The sequence below is a fragment of the Pseudomonas sp. AKS31 genome, assembly GCF_023634765.1.
Classification (GTDB): Bacteria; Pseudomonadota; Gammaproteobacteria; order Pseudomonadales; family Pseudomonadaceae; genus Aquipseudomonas.
On record NZ_JAMLFX010000001.1, the window covers coordinates 1,276,163 to 1,294,057 of the forward strand.

The following is a 17,895-nucleotide window of genomic DNA, read 5'->3' on the forward strand; positions in this document are numbered from 1 at the left end:
CCACTCAGCCTTCCGACGTCGCCTTAAAGATCAAAAGCTGCAGCCGAGCTAACGCTCATCCTGTTGAGTGGTGGAAAAGCGTGCGGTCGGCTTTGGGTTTGCGTTGTTGCTGCCCCTCACCCCAGCCCTCTCCCGAGGGAGAGGGAGCCGATTTTTGGGCTTTTCAGAAGTCGAGTTCGACTCGGTATTGCACGTCGCGTAGCTCACCCAAACACCCCGGTCAGTCCCTCTCTCTGGAAGGATGAAAGACCGAGTTGTGCGCTTTTCAAAGCCTGAGTTCAACGCGGTATTGCATGTCGGCGTAGCTCACCCAAACACCTCGATCAGTCCCCTCTCTCTCCGAGAGGGTGAGGGCCCGATTTGTTTGCTTTTTAGGGCCTGAGTTCAACTCGGTATCGCACGTCGGCGTATCTCTCCAAAACACCTCGATCAGTCCCCCTCTCCCTCCGGGAGAGGGCTAGGGTGAGGGGCTTTTGATTTGGCTTGTGATCTTGCTTTGGCTTTGGTTTTGGCTTTGGCTTTTGATTTTTTGCCCCTTCGGCAGGCCGAGCGGAGGTGTTCATCCGGGGGGGGAGGCGCGCAGCGCCGTGTGGCGAAGCCGCATTCATCGAGAGTAGGTGCAGCGAAGCAAACCGTAGGCGATGCCCCCGGATGGACACCGTAGCGAGGGAACGCTGAGCCTCAGCGAAGTGCCGTACGCCAGGGGCAAAGCCTTTTGCTTACTTTTCGGCGTTTGGAAAAGTGAGTCGCTGTAAGAGCGAAACCGCCAGCGGCAGCACCCGCAGCAACGGATATGCACCCAACCTCAAAGCCAAAAAAAGCCCCGCCAAAGCGGGGCTCTCTCACATCACACCCAATCAGAAGTCAGCCTTGACCGACATCACGAAGTTACGCGGATCCCCATAAAAGTTACCGAACCCTTCGGTACCAATGGTCGAGTAGTAACGCTTGTCAAACAGGTTGTTCCCGTTAAGCGCCACCGACCAGGTGTCATCGATACGATAGCCAATGCGACCGTTCCAGACCGCATAACCGGCACCGTCAATGTTGTCACCGCCAATCGGCGAAGTGCGGTAGTTGCCCGTCTGCGCGTTGACCCCCGCACCGATCGTCACGCGATCCAGCGGCCCGCTCAGGCTGTAGTCACCCCACACACGCAGCAAATGGCGCGGCACGTAGGAGTTGTAGACCACGCCATCCTGCGTGGCGTCGGCATCTTCCAGCACTTTGGTCTGGGTGTAGGTGTAACCGGCGAGCAATTGCAGGCGATCAATCACCTCACCGCTGACTTCAGCTTCGAAGCCCTGGGCGCGAACCTTGCCGGAGTTGATCGAGCAAGAACTGTCTTCGCAGCGCGGGTCATCCTGAGCGGCATCTTTCTGAATAGTGCGGAACAGGTTGAAGGAGCTGTTCAGACGACCGTCGAACCACTCACCCTTGATTCCCAGCTCGTAGCTCTGGCCAACCAGTGGCTTGAGGGTGCTGCCATCGATGGTCTTGTAGGCGCCTTGCGGGGTGAAGATGTCGGTGTAACTGGCGTAGGCGGTCAGGTTGTCGTTGAGGTCGAACAGTACGCCGGCGAACGGCGTGACCTGGCCGGTTTCGGTGGACTTGGTGTCGACCTGGGTGCCTTCGCCACGGAAGTACTGCACCGAATCGGTGTCGGATTTGTACCAGCTGACGCGGCTGCCCAGTACCAGGGTCAGCGGATCAGCCAGTTTCAGGCGGGCGATGGAGTAGGCGCCGTATTGCTTGATGTGCATGTCCACCGGGCCGCCACGGGAGGCATTGGCCAGGTAGTAGCTTTCGTCCGGTTGCGGGATGTGGTGGTTCGGGTCGAGCACGTTCTGCCGTTGTGGCAGCGCGGCGACGGCGTAGAAGTCATCCTTGTGCGAACGGCTGGCGTTGGCACCGATGGTCAGTTCATGTTGCTGGCCGAAGGCGTCGAATTTGCCGTCGACATAGGCATCGAAACCGTAGTCGCGCTGGTCGTAGTCGTAAATGCTGCCCAGCATCAGGGTGTTCGACGCGGTGGCACCGACCGGTACCGCGCCGCTCGGGAAGGCGTATTCCATGTCCTGGGTGTTGCGCGAGTACACGCCGGCGACTTTCAGCGACCAGTCGTCGTTGAACTGGTGTTTCAGGTCGGCGAAGTAGGTGGCGCGTTTGCTGCGCTGGTTGTTCCACGCGGTGTTCAGGCAGGTGGAGCGCTTGAGGTGCAGGTCGGAGCCGTCGGCGTAACGCGGCAGGCCGCCCCAGCACGGGGTGGCGTCGACGTCTTCCCAGGCGAAGCCCAGACCCAGGGTGGTGTCGGGGCTGAGGTCGAAGTCCAGCGCACCGTAGTAGATCTGGTCTTTGCGGCTGGCCACGTCGTAGAAATATTGACGGGTCTGTTCGGTGACCACGGCGCGACCACGGATGGTCCCGGAATCGTTCAGCGGGCCGCCGGTGTCGACCTGACCGCGATAGTTGTCCCAGGTGCCTGCCGACAGCGAGAGCTGCGTGTGCGCAGTGTCCTGGCCGCGTTTGCGCACGAAGTTGACGCCACCGGCGGTGCCGCCTGCGCCTTTCATCATCCCGGCCGCGCCGCGCAGGACTTCCACGCGGTCGTAGATGGCCATGTCGCTGTTGAAGCTGTCGGCCTGCACGTAGCTGCTGCCGATATCCAGCGGCACGCCGTCGTACTGGTACTGGCCAGTCATACGGAAGCCGCGGGAGTAGAAATACTTGCCACCCATGGGCGAGTCGTAAACGGTGATGCCCGGGGTCTTCTCCATCACCTGCTCGATGGTGTTGAGGTTCTGGTCATCAAGCATCTTGCGGGTCATCACCGTGACCGACTGCGGGGTTTCCTTCAGCGAGTGCTCGCCCTTGCCAATGGTCACGCCGCCGGTGGTGTAGGAGTTGCTGCCCTCAGTGGTGGCGCCGAGGCGGCTGGCGTTGACGTTGGTCGGGGCCAGTTCCATTGCGCTGCCGGTGGCCGGGCCGAGCACGGTCACGGTGTTGCCGTCACGCTGGTAGCGGATGCCGGTGCCGTTGAGCATCGCCTTGAGCGACTCGTCATCCTGGTAGCGGCCGTTGAGCGCGCTGGAGCGCAGACCTTGCAGGCTTTCCGGGCTGTAGATGATTTGCAGACTGGTCTGCTGGCCAAGGGTTTGCAGCGCCTGCGCCAGTGGCTGCGACGGGATGTTCAGGGTCCATTCCTGGGCCTGGACATACGGGGCTGCCGTGAGTGTCAGTGCCAGACCAAGGCCGGTGCCGGCCAGTCGAGTGCGTGTCGCGCCGTGCATCAGCAGGGCTCGAGTCAGAGGGCGAAGCATGAAACGGGATGCGGACATGAGGTTAAGACCTTGGCAGGTATAGTTGTTAATGGTTCTTATTCATCTCATTAAGACGAGGAAGCCGCGGCAAACCGGAAAATTATTTTTCCGGCCTGGCCACGGCCTCGTCGATCAAGCGGTTTGCAGTTCGCTTCTGACCTTGCCGGCCTCCATGCGCACCAGTTGATCGGCGACGTCGAAGTAACGGTCATCGTGGGAAATGACGATGATGGTCTTGCCCAGACGCTTCAGGTCAGGCAGCAGCTCGGTGTAGAAAATTCGCCGGAAGGTCGGGTCCTGGTCGGCGGCCCATTCATCGAACACCAGCACCGGCCGCTCTTCGAGCCAGGCATTGACCAGTGCCAGGCGCTTGCGCTGGCCGGTGGACAAATCGGTGGTGCTGAACGCGCCGTCGCGCACGCTGACCTTGTGCGCGATCTCCAGACGTTCGAGGTAGCGGGTCGCGTCCTGCGGGACTTCGCGGTCGCCCTGAATCAGATCGTCGAACAGGTAGTAGTCGGCAAAAATCGTCGTGAAATTCTGCCGGTAGTCATCGCGATTAAGCGCGGTGATCGGCTGATCGTTGACGCGGATTTCGCCTTCGGTTGGCGCGTACAAGCCCAGCAGCAGTTTGATCAGCGTGGTCTTGCCGCAACCGTTTTCCCCGACGATAAACACGATGTCGCCCTGTTCGATGCGCAGGTTCACCGGCCCCAGACGGAACGGTTCGCTGCCTTCCACGGGTGGGAAGGCGTAACGCACGTTGTGCAGTTCCAGGCTGTTGACCGCACCGGGTTTCTTGCCCTGATCCTCCAGCAGCAGATGCGGTTCGGGCGAGGAGAATTGTTCGCTGAGTTCGGCGATGCGGCGGAAGGCAATCTGCGCACGGCTGATGATCGGCAACGTGCTGACCAGATGCTCCAGTGGCCCCTTCATGTACAGCAGCACCAGGACGAAGCCGCTCATCACTGCTTTGTCGCCGCTGGGCCAGAAGGATTGCAGGGCCAGGGCCATGCCGATGACCACGAAGAACAGCATCGAACCGAAGGACTTGGCGATGACGAAGGTGTTGATGGATTTGATCTGGGTGTCGCAGATCTTCTCGGCGGTTTTCTGAATACCGGCGACAAACATGCGCTGGCGACGCGGACGGTGAATGCGCAGTTCCTTGGCGCCCTCGGCAATCGCGTTGTAGTGCTTTTGCAGTTCATCCTCAGAGTCGCGTGCGGCGTAGAAACCGCGCATGCCCTTGGCCCGGGCAATCGCCTGAATGGTCGTACCGATCGCAATCGCCACCAACATCATCAGGAACATCGGCCAGGACAGCAGCGCCAGATAGCCGAGGCAGCCGAGGGTAACGGTCATGGAAATCGCCAGCGGGGCGAAGGCGAAGGCGAAGTCGCTGATGGTGTCGACGTCGTGGGTCAGCACCGGGATCAAGCGATGGCTGCGGTAGCGTTCGATCTGGTCGATCGGCGCCGACAGGACTTTCTCCCCCAGTTCCTTGCGCAGCCTGGCGATGATGTGCTGGCCGACGTAGTTGGTGCCGATGTCGGACAGAATCGTCGTCAGCAAGGCCAGCGCACAGAGGCCGGCGAAGATCATCACCACGGTGCGGGTCAGGCCGTCGTCGGAATGCAGGGCATTGTTGATGGTCGCCAGCAGCACAGTGACGCTCAGGCCGCCGATCATGCCGAGCACGATGGACACAGAGACGATCAGGCGGAAGGGCTTGAGCAAGGCGAACAATTCGTTGATCGCCCCACGCGTAGGCTTGGTCATGGAGGATTCCTGCTTCGGTGCGGAGGGAGTGCCGGTACTTAAGGAAAACGAATGGTCACGGACTTTCTTTAAACGACCGCAGGCGGGGCTGCGGTCGGGATGGGCAGGATCAGAGGTCGCGCACTACGCGAAACCCGAGCCAGTCGCCTTTGCTGGTCGGCCAGCTGCTGTTGCGGTTGCCGGAGCGCGAGAACACCGGCGCCTCGCCCCAATCGTTGCCGCGCATGACCTGACGTTCGCAGTTTTCCTGGGTCCAGGGGCGCCCGTCGTTGGGTACGCCGGAGTAATCCTTGTGATAGCAGTCGGCGGTCCATTCGTAGACGTTGCCGTGGGCGTCGTAAACGCCGAAGGCGTTGGCCGGGAAAGTGCCGGCCGGCGAGGTGAAGTTGTAACCGTCGGCGGCGCCATAGGTGTTGGCGTGTCTGGAGATCTGGTAGTTGTTGCCTTCATCGAACGGGAAAGGGAAGGGCCCGGTGCTGCCGCCGCGTGCGGCGTACTCGCGGATCGATTCGCTTTGCAGGCGATAGGCATGGCCGGTCTTTTTCGACAGCCAGTCGATGTAGCCCTGGGCTTCGGCGACATTCATGCACACGGCCGGGTCGCGGGCAGTCTGCTTGAACTCGGGTTTGCCGGCGGTGCAGCGGCGGCCCGGGCGGTCATCGAAGTCGTAAGGTTTGTTGCCGGTTTCGCGCACATACGCATCCCACTCGCCGACCAGCACCTGGAAGCGGCTGATGGCGAACGGTTTGCTGAAGGTCACGTCGTGGCGCGGGCCTTCGTCCGGCTCGCGGCCGACTTCGTCTTCCGGCGTGCCCATGGTGAAAGTGCCGGTCGGCAGCACGACCATTTCCGGACAGTCCTTGCAGTCCTTGAACACTTTGCCCGGCGCCGGCGGTGTCGCCGCGTGAGCAGTACCGGGCAGCAGGCCGGCGCACAGCGCGGTCAGGGCCAGCGCCGGCAGGGCCTTGAAGGTAAAAGAGGCGTGAGGCTTTTTCATGAGTCGTCTCTGTGAAAGGGAAACTGGAGTCGAGGGATCAGGCGCGCCGCTGTCGACCGAGAATGGCCATGAAACGGTCCACTTCGGTTTCGTCGTTGAGCAGGCCGGGCGCCGTGCGAATCACCGGGCCGACATCGCGGCTGACCGCATCGCAGATCACCCGGTTTTGCATCAGGTAGGCGGCGACTGCATCGCTGTCCTGATCCTTGACCCGGAAGAAGGTGAAACCGGCGGAAAACTGCGGATCGAGCGGGGTCACCAGTTCGATGTTTGCGTGTTCCCGCAGGCGCTGCTTCAGATAGTTGTTGAGCTGATGAATGCGCGCCTCAACGTCAGCCTTGCCCAGTTGCAGGTGCAACTTGAACGCTTCGTCCACCGCCCAGCGATGCTCGAAAGCGTGGTAACCGCCCGGGGTCATGATCGTGGCGAAAGAGGTGGCGTCGGAGAACGTCGGCACGCTCGGGCTGACGTATTTCAGCTCTTCGCTGCGGCTGCACACGATGCCGGTGCCGCGCGGGCCGAACATCCACTTGTGGGTGCCGGCTATAAAGAAGTCGCAGTTCATCTGCGGGAAACTCAGGTCGTCGACACCGAAACCGTGCACGCCGTCGACCACGTAAATCAGCCGATCCTTGTCGTCGCGTTGACGGTTGTGTTCATCGACCAGCCGCGAGATAGCGCTGATCGGCAATTTGACGCCGCTGCCCGAATGCACCCAGGTCATGCCGAGTACGCGGGTCTCAGGGCGAATGTTGCGGTTGATCGTGTCGAGCACCTGATCCAGGGAAATGCTTTGCGGGTTGTCGAACAGCCTGAGTTTGCGCACCCGGGTGCCATCGCGGCGGCTGCGGAAATCGAGGATGTTGCGGGTGGAATAGTGCTCGTGCTCGGTGGTGAGGATTTCCTGATCCGCGCGCACTTGCACGCTGCCATAAATCATCGCCAGGCCTTCGGTGGTGCTGCCGGTGAGAGCGATCTGACCGGGCCTGGCTTGCAGGTATTGGCCGGCCCAGACCCGCACGTTGTGCTGCAATTGTTCGTAGCTGCCCAGATCCCAATCCATCGCCAGTCCCGGATTGCGGTCGAGGGCGGCGCGATGGCGTTCGATGGCTTCGCGCACGGGTTTGGGGTGCGAGGTGATCAGGAAGTTAGCGAAGTGAATCGCCTGCGGGTCCTGATCGAACAGCTGGCGCAATTGCGTCCATTTGTTCGCGGAGGCCACGGGCGCGGTCGCGGCCATTGCCGGCGCTGTGAGGCTGGCGCCGAACGGCAGAGCGGCCGCCATCACACCGACCTGTTTCAGAAAGGTCCGGCGGTCAGTCATGGCTTGGCAGTGTCCTGACGGGAAATCAGTGCCGGTTTCGCGGCTTTCTGCACCTGATCCCAGACGCGCATAAAGTTGCCGCCCCACAGCTTGGCGATGTCCGCTTCGGAGTAGCCGCGCTGGATCAATTCGGCGGTGACGTTGCGGATTTCGCCAACGTTTTCCCAACCCTTGATGCCGCCGCCGTCGTTGAAGTCGGAAGAAATGCCGACATGGTCGATACCGATTTTGCGCACGGTGTAATCGATGGCGTCGCCGAGATCCTTGAGGGTGGCTTTCGGCTCTTCTTCAAGGATGCCGTAGAGGCCGCTGGCGTACTGGCCGAGCTTCTGTTCCGACCATGCCGTGATGATCGGGTCGCCCGGCATCAGCGCCATGGCCAGGTTTGGCAAGGGCGGCAGATCGAAGCGTGCGCGCAGGGCATTGAGTTTGTCCTGCGTGCCCTGAGTCAGCGGTTTCAGGTACTGCGAGAAGCCGACCACCTGAACCACGCCGCCGCTGTTTTTGATCAGTTGCAATTCCTTGTCGCTGAGGTTGCGCGGAATATCCACCGCCGCACGCGGCGCCGAGTGCGAGGCCACCAACGGTGTGCGGCTCAGTTGCGCAACCTGTTCCAGGCCTTTGGTCGACATCTGCGAAACGTCGATGATCACGCCCAGATCGTTCAAGCGCTGCACGGCTTGCTTGCCGATATCGGAGAGGCCGTCGAGGGCATCCGGCGAGTCATTGAAGAACGGTAGCGGGCGCGACGAGTCGGCCCAGCTGTTGTTGCCGATGTAGCTGAAGCCGAACATGCGCATGCCGCGCCCGGCCCACAGGTCCAGTTTGCTCAGGTCGTTGCCCAGCGGATAGGCGTTGAGCATGCTGATGAAAATCGCAAACTTGCCTTCGCCATGCAGGCGGCGGAAATCATCCGGGGTGTAGGCGATGCCGACCTGATTGGGGAAGTCGCGGACCATGCCGGTGATGATCTTGTAACGGACTTCCTGTTGGTTGCGGGCTTCTTCGACAAAACCTTCGGTGGGGCGATGCGGAGCGTTCGGGCCGTTCCACATTTCCGGCCAGCCGAACACCGTCAGCGCAGCGCCCGACAAGCGCCCGCGATTGGCCTTGATCAGGTCGAACTGGCCGGCGCCGTCCTTGTCGGCTTCGTTGCCGTGAGCGCCGAAGTTCAGCGGTACGGTGATGTGGCTGTCGAACGAGAGGATGCGATCCTGCAACTCGGTCGCCTGCTTCATCACTTTTACCGGGTAGCCAGGGTTGTCCCGAAACCAGTAATCCCAAACCAGAAACCCTGCGCCGGCGCTGATCGCCAAGGCCAGCGGCAGGCCGATAAATAGAGCCTTTTTCGAACGCGGTTTTGTCATTGCCATCTCATTCAGGTTCGCCGTCGAGGTGCAGGCGCAGGGGCCTTTGCTATCTGGGAAGAACGAGTGGCCGGGCGGCTAATTTAGTCGCGCGCAGGAAAAGCGCTGACGGCGCACAGCGATCTTTTGCCGGGGCCATAAATTTCCCCGGCGAACAAACGTTCTAGCTTGGATAAAGCCTGCTTCATGGCTGACACAGGTAGGGCAATGACGATCTCTCGACGCTGGTTCATGGCGGGCATGGCACTCACGGGCGCCGCGCTGCCTGCCGCTTTTTATGCACATCGTGAGCTGACCCGTGAGGAGTTTCCGATCACCCCGGGCGAGGCCACGGTCGACCTGGCCGATACCGCCGGTCAACAGTTGGCGGACAACCTGCGCGGCGTCTGGGATATCCGTTTCAGCGGATCGGCGGCCGGGCTTGATGGCTTGCCACGCGACGGCCTCGAGTTGTTTCTCGACATTGCCCACCGGGGGCGCGGTTTGCGCGGGTTTCTCGATACCGGTGCCAACCTGCGCTCAGAAGCGCTTGCGCGTTACCAAGTGATCGGCGATCTGGCGCCGGGCAACGGCGCCGAAATGTACTGGCGGCTGATGCGCACCGATGCGCCGCAAGCGCCGCCGGTCTACGAATTTAAAGTCAAACTCGACGAAGTCTGGGCGGCGTTCGGCAATGCCGGCAGCGCCACGTTCACCGGGCAAGTGTTGCGCCTGGATCGGCCGTTGGCGCTGCCTGAACTGGACAATCATTTCATCGCCATCAAGCGACGTTTTCCCGAGGCCCGCGAACGCACCGGTTTGAACCCGACGCTGTTGGCGTGGCTGGTGGCGCCGGAACATCGCCTGTTCCACCAGCTCTGGCACGCCAGCCGCGACAAGTGGCACAAGCTCTCGGAGAAAAAACGCGACGCCCTGCGCGGTATCGGCTGGCAACCCGGCCCCCGTGACAAGGAGCGCGATGCCCGTGGGCCGAGCAAGGATCGCAACGGCTCGGGCGTTGATTTCTTCTTCATGCACCGGCACATGCTCGGCAAGGCCCGCTCGATGCAGGACTTGCCGTCCTGGCAAGCCTTCCCGATGCCGCAGCCGGAACTGGAACGTGACCGCCAGGGCTTCGCCCGCTACTTCGACAATCACGACGGCGACGCACTGCCGCCCACCTGGCTGACCGAAGGTGACGACGAGTACACCAAGTGGGTCAGCGACATCAAAGCGGCCGAGACCTACCACAGCAATTTCCAGGTGTGGGAATCGCAGTATCGCGATCCGCGCTATTTGTCGAAACTCACCCTCGGCCAGTTCGGCTCGGAAGTCGAACTGGGCCTGCACGACTGGCTGCACATGCGCTGGGCGTCGGTGGCGCGGGATCCGTCCAACGACATTCCGGTGCCGATGGCACGCGATCAGGCGGATTTTGCCGCGCGCTGGTACGCCCCGGAAAACGACTTTCTCGGCGACCCGTTTTCCTCCCATGTGAACCCGGTGTTCTGGCGTTTCCACGGCTGGATCGATGACCGTATCGAAGACTGGTTTCGCGCCCACGAGCGTTTCCACCCGGGCGAGGTCAGTCGGCTGCAAGTCAACGGCGTGCCGTGGTTCGCGCCGGGGCGCTGGGTTGAGGTCGATGACCCGTGGCTGGGCCCGGACACCCATGGCTGCAGCACCGTGCCCGGTCTGCAGGTCGGGCGCTCGGTAGAGATGGATCCGGAGACCATGAAGCTGGCGTTGCGCATCACCTTTGGCGATGAAGACAACATGGCCGACCTGTTCCGCAAAGTGCCGCAGCGACCGTGGTACGCGCGGCATCTGAAAGTGAAAGGGCGGCAACTCTAGCCGCAAAAAAATCGCAGCCTGGTGCTGCGATTTTTTTTGCCCTGAGAACTCACTCAGTCACGACACGATCCCCGTGTAGGAGCTGCCGAAGGCTGCGATCTTTTGATCTTGACGCTTAAAAGCAAGATCAAAAGATCGCAGCCTCGTTGCACTCGACAGCTCCTACAGGAGCTGCTGCCGTCAGATGACTTGCCACCCCCCGCCCAGCGCCTTGTACAAGGCAATGCTCGCCTGCAGTCGCGACAAACGCAGTTGCACATTCATATCCTGCGCCGCATACAGGGTGCGCTGGGTTTGCAGCACCGTCAGCAAGTCTTCGGCACCGGCCTGATAGCGGCTCTGGGCGATGTCGAACGCAGTCTGCGCCTGGCTCAGTTCTTCGCTTTGCCACTGGCGTTGTTCATCGAGGCCGCGAATGCTGCTGAGGGCTTTTTCCACGTCGGCGAAGCCATTGATGATCGCCCCTCGATAGGTTTCCAGCAGTTCGTCCTGACGCGCCTTGGCCTTGTCGCGTTCGGCGCTCAGGCGACCGTTGTTGAAAATCGGCGCAGTCAATCCGGAGGACAGGTTGTAGAACGTGGTGCGCAGCAGGTCCGCCGCCAGATCGGCACCGGTGCCGAGGCTGGCGGTGAGGGTTATTTTCGGCAGCATGGCGGCGCGGGCCACGCTGATGTCAGCCTGAGCGGCCGCCAGTCTGGCTTCGGCGCTGGCGATATCTGGACGCCGGCTCAGCAGATCGCTGGGCACGCCAGTGGCGATGTTCGGCCACTGCAACTTTTCGAACGACTGTTGCGGTGCGGACAATGCCTGCACCGGTTGGCCGAGCAGGGCGGCGAGGGTGATCAAGGCTTCGCGGGCCTGTTGCTGCACCAGCGGCAGTTTGCGCTGTTGTTCGGCGACCAGACTTTTTTGCTGGGCCAGTTCCAGTGCGGTGGCGCTGCCGGCGTCGAAACGGGTTTGCACCAGGTGCAGGACGTTTTGCGCGTTGGTCAGATTGAGCTCGGCAATGCGCGCCTGTTCGCGCAACGCCAAGGCCTGGGTGTAACTGTTGGCGACGCCGCTTTGCAGGGTCAGTTCGACGGTGGCGCGGTCGAATTCGCTGGCCTGTACGCCGAACACGGCGCTGTCGCGCGCCGCGCGTTTACCGCCCCAGAAATCGATTTCGTAACTGGCGCTCAGCTCGGCGTCGTAGTAATCCAGCGAGCGATTATCCGGGCTGACGTCGAGTTGGCTGTAGCCTTTGCCGTGCAACAGTTTCTGCCGATTGGCGTTCAGTCCGGCCTTGATTTCCGGCAGCAGCGGGGCGCCGGCAATCGTCGCACTGGCCTGGGCTTGCCGGACCCTGGCGACAGCGGCGCCGAGGTCATGGCTGCCCAGTCGCGCCTGTTCGACCAGTCGATCCAGCTCGGGGCTGCCAAACTGCGTCCACCATTGGCGGTTGATTTGCACGGCGCCGGCATGCTCAGGCGATTGCCATGCGGCGGGTGGCTGCACGCCGCTGTCGGGGCGCGGCGCGGGGCTGTTGCAGGCCGCCAGCAACACGCTGGCGGCAAGAATGGTCAGTGGCGCTTTCATAGATCGTTCATTCACTGGTAAGGGCCGTGACCGGGTCGAGCCGGGCAGCCTTGCGGGCAGGCATGAAGCCGAAGAGGACGCCGGTGACCAGCGCGCAGGCAAAGGCGCCGATGACGGCCAGCCATTGAAACGCGATCGCCACGCCGCTGAGCAACAGCACGCCACCGACCAGCATCGCCAGGCTGATGCCGGCAAGGCCGCCGACCACCGAAAGCATCACCGCTTCAGTGAGAAACTGGCGCAGGATGTCGCGCTGGCGTGCACCCGTGGCCATGCGGATACCGATTTCCCGGGTGCGTTCGCGCACGGTCATGAGCATGATGTTCATCACCCCGATACCGCCGACCAGCAACGAGATCGCCGCGATGGCGCCGAGCATCAGCGACAGCGTGCCTTGGGTGCGTGCTTCGGCCTGAATCATCGCGGCGTTGTTGGTCAGTTCGAAATCCTTTTTGCCGTTGTGCCGCCGCAGCATCGCCTGCTCGATCGCCTGCTCGGCGTCTTTGACCTTGCGCGCATCCTTGGCGGCGATCACCACGTATTCCGGATTGCGGCTGCCGAACAGGCGCGTGCTGGCCGCCGAGTAGGGCACGGCGATGCGATTGTCGCTGTCGGAATCGCCGGAGCTTGAACCCTTTTCCGCGAGAACGCCGAGCACCTGAAACGGCACGTTTTCGATCAGGATGTATTGGCCGATCGGGTCGGCGACATCCTTGAGCAGCTTGTCGCGCACCTTGGTGCCGATCACCGCCACGGCGGCGGCGCTGTCTTCATCGGCCTGGGTGAAGTAACTGCCCTGAACCACCGGCCAGTTGAAAATGGTTGGAAAATTGGTGTCGTTGCCACCGACGTAACTGCTGTGGTCGGCATTGCCGAAACGCACGCCGGCGGTCGAGCCGTTGACCGGCATGATCCGCTCGACCTGGGGCAGGGCGGCCAGTTCGGCAACGTCATCGAGGGTGATGATGCCCGGTGGCGTACGCGGGTTGGGCGCCGCACCGCTGAGGTAAATGATGTTGGAGCCGAAGGCACCCATCTGTGCCATCACCTGGCGTTTGCTGCCTTCGCCCACCGCGAGCATCACCACCACTGAGGCGACGCCGATGACGATGCCGAGCAATGTCAGCGCGGTGCGAAAGCGATTGATCCACATGACCCGCCACGCCGCTTGCACGGCGTCGACCAGTTCACCTTTCCAGGCGCCGGTCTGGGTGCTGCCGCTGCTCAGGCGCTGGCGCAGATCCACCGCTTGCAGGGCGCCGGGGTTGGCGCTGCGCGGTGGGGCTGACGGGTGTTCGGCGGTGTCGCTGATGATCAGGCCGTCACGGATTTCGATGATGCGCTTGGCCCGCTGCGCGACTTCGCGGTCGTGGGTGATGAGAATCACCACATGGCCCTGACTGGCGAGTTCGTCGAGCAGGGTCATGACCTCGGCGCCGCTGTGGCTGTCGAGGGCGCCGGTGGGTTCGTCGGCGAGGATGATGTGGCCGCCGTTCATCAACGCCCGGGCAATCGACACCCGTTGTTGTTGACCGCCGGAAAGCTGATGCGGGCGGTTGCCGGTGCGGCTGCCCAGGCCGAGCCGCTCCAGCAAGGCGCTGGCCCGGGCGTGACGTTCGGCGGCCGGGGTGCCGGCGTAGATGGCCGGCATCTCGACGTTTTCCTGGGCGGAGCCGGACGGAATCAGGTGATACCCCTGGAACACAAAACCGAATGCTTCACGGCGCAGCCAGGCCAGTTCATCGCTGTCGAGTCGGGCGACATCTTCTCCGGCGAAGCGATATTCGCCACTCGTGGGGCGGTCGAGACAACCGAGAATATTCATCAGTGTCGATTTGCCGGAGCCGGATGCGCCAACGATCGCGACGAACTCACCGGCATGAATCGACAGATCAATGCCGCGTAATACTTCCACTAGCGGGCTGTCATTGCCGCCGTAGGCTTTGCGGATCTGCCGCAGGTCAATCAGGGGCGTTTGCATTCAGCCTCCGCTGCCGGTGGCCGGCGCGCTGAGGATGTGATCGCCTTCGGCCAGGCCTTCAAGCACTTGTGTGCGCAAGCGGTCGCTGATGCCGGTGCGCACGTCGCGGGACTGGATGTCGCCATTGGCGGCGACGATCTGCGCCCGTTGCCACTGTGGGCGTGAGCCGGGTTGCAGGGCGGCGCTGGGTACGGTGAGGGTGTCTTGCGCCTGTTGCGCCACAAAGAACACCTGCGCAGTCATGTCGGTCATCAGGCTGTTGTCGGCGTTGTCGACGTCGAGCAATACGGTGTAGAGCACCACGCGTTCGCTGCCGCTGCGACCGCTGGTGGGGCTGCCACCCTGATTCTGTTCGAGCGGGCGCGGCGGCACCGGCAGAATCTGCCGGACGGTGCTGCTCCAGCGCCTACTGCCGCCGCTGAGCGTGGTGAAGTAGGCGGTCATGCCGGGTTTGACGTGGCCGATGTCCGCTTCGGAAACCTCGGCCCACACGGTCATCGGCGAAAGCCGGGCGATGCGCAGAATCAGCGGGGTTTGCTGTTGCGCGTTGAGCGTCTGGCCTTCGCGGGCGCCGACGGCGACGACCGTGCCGCTCATCGGTGCATAAATGCGCGTGTAGCCCAGCTCCGCTTCGTCACTGCGCAGGCTGGCTTGAGCCTGCCGGATCTGCGCCTGGAACATGTCGATGCGCGCCTGTGTCGCGCGGACTTCGGCGCGGGCCGTCTGCACGTCTTCTTCACGGGTGGCGCCACCGGCGGCGAGCTTCTGCTGGCGCTGGTATTTCTGTTGCGCGAGGTCGTGCTGGGCGCGTTGCTCCTGCAACTGCGCCTTGAGGTTTTCGATGGAAAACCGCCCGGCATCGAGTTTGGCCTTTTGCGTGGACGGATCGATCTCAACCAGTAATTGGCCTTCCTTGACCGTGTCGCCAGCCTCGACATGAATCTTCTGGATCTGCCCGGACGCTTGCGCACCAACGTCCACATAACGACGTGGCTGCAACGTGCCCAGTGCGGTCACGCTGTTTTCGATATTGCTGCGCGTCACCTGCACCGTGGCAAGGGCGTCGCGCCCGGGCGGCAGGACTTGCCACGCGGCAACGGCGATCACGGGAATCAGGCATAGGGCGGCGAACAAGGCGCGTCGGGCGGGGCGGGGACGTTTCATGCAGGGTTCCGGCCAGTGGAATCGGCCCGTCATTCAGCCAGTACACAGGCGTGCAGGGGCGTTGAACGCTGTCGCACGGCACGACAGATACGGGGAGCTGTCCTGTAAACGATGAATGCACAAGGGAATTTAAGCGCCGTACACATCAAGTGACAGGTAGCCGAACGCGACTATTTGGGGCGGATGTGGAAACAACTCTTTAAATCTATATGAGAATTACTATAAATTACGCACCTCAAGTTGCCACTATCTTGCTACTGCGTTTACGGCGGCTGGATCAGTGTGCTCAAGGACAGGAACTGCATCGATGCGGTCGGGAGTCATGTTGGAAAACTACTATCGCGAGCTGGTGTGTTTCCTTAACGCCAAGCTGGGCAACCGTCAGGTGGCCGAAGATGTGGTGCATGACGCTTATGTGCGGGTACTGGAGCGTTCCAGCGACACGCCGATCGAACAACCGCGAGCCTTCCTCTATCGCACGGCGTTGAACCTGGTCATCGACGATCATCGGCGCAACGCCTTGCGCCAGGTCGAATCGCTCGACGTGCTGGACAGCGAAGAGCGCTATTTCAGCCCCTCACCCCACGGCACCCTCGATCATGGCCAGCGTCTGGAGATGCTCCAGCGCGCACTGGCCGAGTTGCCGCCGCGCTGCCGCGAGAGTTTTCTGCTGCGCAAGATCGAAGGTCTGTCCCATCCGGAAATTGCCGAGCACCTGGGGATTTCCAAGGCGTTGGTGGAAAAGCACATCGTCAACGCCATGAAACATTGCCGCTTGCGGATCAGACAATGGGACGCCCATTGAGCCTCGCTGGTTAAATTTCCGTTCATCGTCCTCGTTCCTACTCAACAGACGACCTGCTGACCTGATTCAGGCCGGTCAGGCCACCCAGGCTTTATCCCCGCGTTGAGGGGTTCATCCAGAGGACACTGGAAATGACACAGGCAATTGCATCGCCCATCGTTCACGACCTGATCGGCGTCGGTTTCGGCCCTTCGAACCTGGCGCTGGCCATCGCTCTGCAAGAGCGCGGCCCGACCCAGGGCGAGCTGGATGTGCTGTTTCTCGACAAGCAGGCCAACTACAGCTGGCACGGCAATACGCTGTCGACGCAGAGCGAATTGCAGATTTCCTTCCTCAAGGATCTGGTGACCCTGCGCAATCCGACCAGCCCGTACTCGTTCGTCAATTACCTCAAGTATCACGGTCGTCTGGTCGACTTCATCAACCTCGGCACCTTCTACCCGTGCCGCATGGAGTACAACGACTACCTGCGCTGGGTCGCCGGACAGTTCACCGAGCAGAGCCGGTACGGCGAAGAAGTGCTGACCATCGAGCCAGTGCTGCACAACCATCAGGTTGAAGCACTGCGCGTCATTTCCCGCGACAGCCAGGGCCTGCAACATGTGCGCACCACCCGTTCGGTGGTGGTCAGCGCCGGTGGCACACCGCGTATTCCAGAGGCGTTCAAAGCGCTGAAGGGCGACAGCCGCGTGTTCCACCACTCGCAATACCTGGCGCAAATGGCCAATCAGCCGTGTGTGAACAATCAGCCGATGAGCATCGCGATCATCGGTGGCGGGCAGAGTGCGGCGGAAGCCTTTATCGACCTGAACGATTCGTTCCCCTCGGTGCAGGTCGACATGATCCTGCGCGGCTCGGCCTTGAAGCCTGCCGATGACAGCCCGTTCGTCAACGAAGTGTTTTCGCCGGAGTTCACCGATCTGGTGTTCCAGCAGAACAGCGCCGAGCGTGAGCGCCTGGTCAACGAGTACCACAACACCAACTACTCGGTGGTCGACATCGACCTGATCGAGCGCATCTACGGCATCTTCTATCGCCAGAAGGTGTCCGGAATTGCCCGCCACGCGTTCCGCACCCTGACCACCGTCGAGAAAGCCACAGCTACCGAAAACGGTATCGAACTGGCCCTGCGCAACAACGCCACCGGCGAAGTCAGCGTGCGCAACTACGATGCGGTAGTGCTGGCCACCGGTTACGAGCGGCAGATGCACCGCAAACTGCTGGCGCCGCTGGAAGAATACCTGGGTGACTTCGAGGTCGATCGCAACTACAAACTGATCACCGACGAGCGCTGCAAGGCCGGCATCTACATGCAGGGCTTCTGTCAGGCCAGTCATGGTCTGAGCGATACGCTGCTGTCGGTGCTGCCGATTCGTGCGGACGAGATTGCCGGTTCTTTGTATGACCATGGCAAGAACCGTGGGCATCGTTCGATGGCGGATCTGTTGTTAGCAACCGCCAGCTAACTCAGTATTTCCTGATACACCGCCATCGCTGGCAAGCCAGCTCCCACAGGATCTGTGTTGGACACAAAATTTGTGTTCACTGAAGATCCCTGTAGGAGCTGGCTTGCCAGCGATGGGGTCCTTATGGCTAACAAAAATCTGATTTCTGAACCCTTCCTGAACATCCCCCACATTCCCCGACACACTGCCTTTTGCGGGTTTACTCTCCAGACATCGGGGCGTAAGCTTCGCGCGTTTTCATCAATAGCGGAGACCCACAGTGGGTACTTGTTCGAGTGACA

General features: G+C 61.7%; 11 protein-coding genes. 3 read left to right on the forward strand and 8 right to left on the reverse strand.

The genetic code is table 11. From position 1 onward, the window contains the following. Positions 1 to 857: 857 nt before the first annotated feature. From M9827_RS05625 to pvdM, 5 genes are all read right to left on the reverse strand, one after another. Complete coding sequence (locus M9827_RS05625; RefSeq protein WP_250604078.1) at positions 858 to 3,338, reverse strand: TonB-dependent siderophore receptor; 2,481 nt, start codon at positions 3,336 to 3,338, stop codon at positions 858 to 860. A 114-nt stretch (positions 3,339 to 3,452) separates the two neighbouring features. After that, entirely contained in the window at positions 3,453 to 5,102 is a 1,650-nt protein-coding gene (locus M9827_RS05630; RefSeq protein ID WP_250604080.1) for a cyclic peptide export ABC transporter, read from the reverse strand. Between the two features lie 109 nt (positions 5,103 to 5,211). Then, complete coding sequence (gene pvdO, locus M9827_RS05635; protein ID WP_250604082.1) at positions 5,212 to 6,099, reverse strand: dihydropyoverdine dehydrogenase; 888 nt, start codon at positions 6,097 to 6,099, stop codon at positions 5,212 to 5,214. Positions 6,100 to 6,136: 37 nt separating this feature from the next. After that, on the reverse strand, positions 6,137 to 7,423 hold the full coding sequence (gene pvdN / locus M9827_RS05640) for a pyoverdine-tailoring periplasmic protein PvdN (protein ID WP_250604084.1): 1,287 nt from the start codon (positions 7,421 to 7,423) through the stop codon (positions 6,137 to 6,139). Then, positions 7,420 to 8,790 carry a pyoverdine-tailoring dipeptidase-like protein PvdM gene (gene pvdM / locus M9827_RS05645; RefSeq protein WP_250604086.1) on the reverse strand — a complete coding sequence of 457 codons (1,371 nt, stop codon included), beginning with the start codon at positions 8,788 to 8,790 and terminating at the stop codon, positions 7,420 to 7,422. The genes pvdN and pvdM overlap by 4 nt, the downstream gene beginning before the upstream one ends. Positions 8,791 to 8,997: 207 nt before the next feature. Here pvdM and pvdP point away from each other — a divergent pair, with 207 nt between their 5' ends. After that, positions 8,998 to 10,623 (forward strand): pyoverdine maturation tyrosinase PvdP, encoded by a 1,626-nt coding sequence (gene pvdP, locus M9827_RS05650; RefSeq protein ID WP_250604088.1) that lies wholly within the window; start codon positions 8,998 to 9,000, stop codon positions 10,621 to 10,623. Between the two features lie 180 nt (positions 10,624 to 10,803). On the opposite strand, the gene M9827_RS05655 is transcribed toward pvdP, so the two are convergent. The 3 genes from M9827_RS05655 to M9827_RS05665 are packed head-to-tail and all read right to left on the reverse strand — an operon-like array spanning position 10,804 to position 15,343. Continuing rightward, positions 10,804 to 12,198 (reverse strand): efflux transporter outer membrane subunit, encoded by a 1,395-nt coding sequence (locus M9827_RS05655; RefSeq protein ID WP_250604090.1) that lies wholly within the window; start codon positions 12,196 to 12,198, stop codon positions 10,804 to 10,806. A 7-nt stretch (positions 12,199 to 12,205) separates the two neighbouring features. Next, complete coding sequence (locus M9827_RS05660; RefSeq protein WP_250604091.1) at positions 12,206 to 14,179, reverse strand: MacB family efflux pump subunit; 1,974 nt, start codon at positions 14,177 to 14,179, stop codon at positions 12,206 to 12,208. Further along, positions 14,180 to 15,343, reverse strand: a complete 1,164-nt coding sequence (locus M9827_RS05665; protein WP_250604093.1) for an efflux RND transporter periplasmic adaptor subunit — start codon at positions 15,341 to 15,343, stop codon at positions 14,180 to 14,182. It abuts the gene before it with no gap. A gap of 322 nt (positions 15,344 to 15,665) precedes the next feature. Between M9827_RS05665 and M9827_RS05670 the strand changes: the two genes are divergently transcribed. Both M9827_RS05670 and M9827_RS05675 read left to right on the forward strand, forming a co-directional pair. Beyond that, positions 15,666 to 16,148: a sigma-70 family RNA polymerase sigma factor gene (locus M9827_RS05670; protein WP_284676793.1), complete on the forward strand. Its 483-nt coding sequence runs from the start codon at positions 15,666 to 15,668 to the stop codon at positions 16,146 to 16,148. Between the two features lie 131 nt (positions 16,149 to 16,279). Then, entirely contained in the window at positions 16,280 to 17,614 is a 1,335-nt protein-coding gene (locus tag M9827_RS05675; protein ID WP_250604095.1) for a lysine N(6)-hydroxylase/L-ornithine N(5)-oxygenase family protein, read from the forward strand. The last annotated feature ends 281 nt before the right edge of the window (positions 17,615 to 17,895 follow it).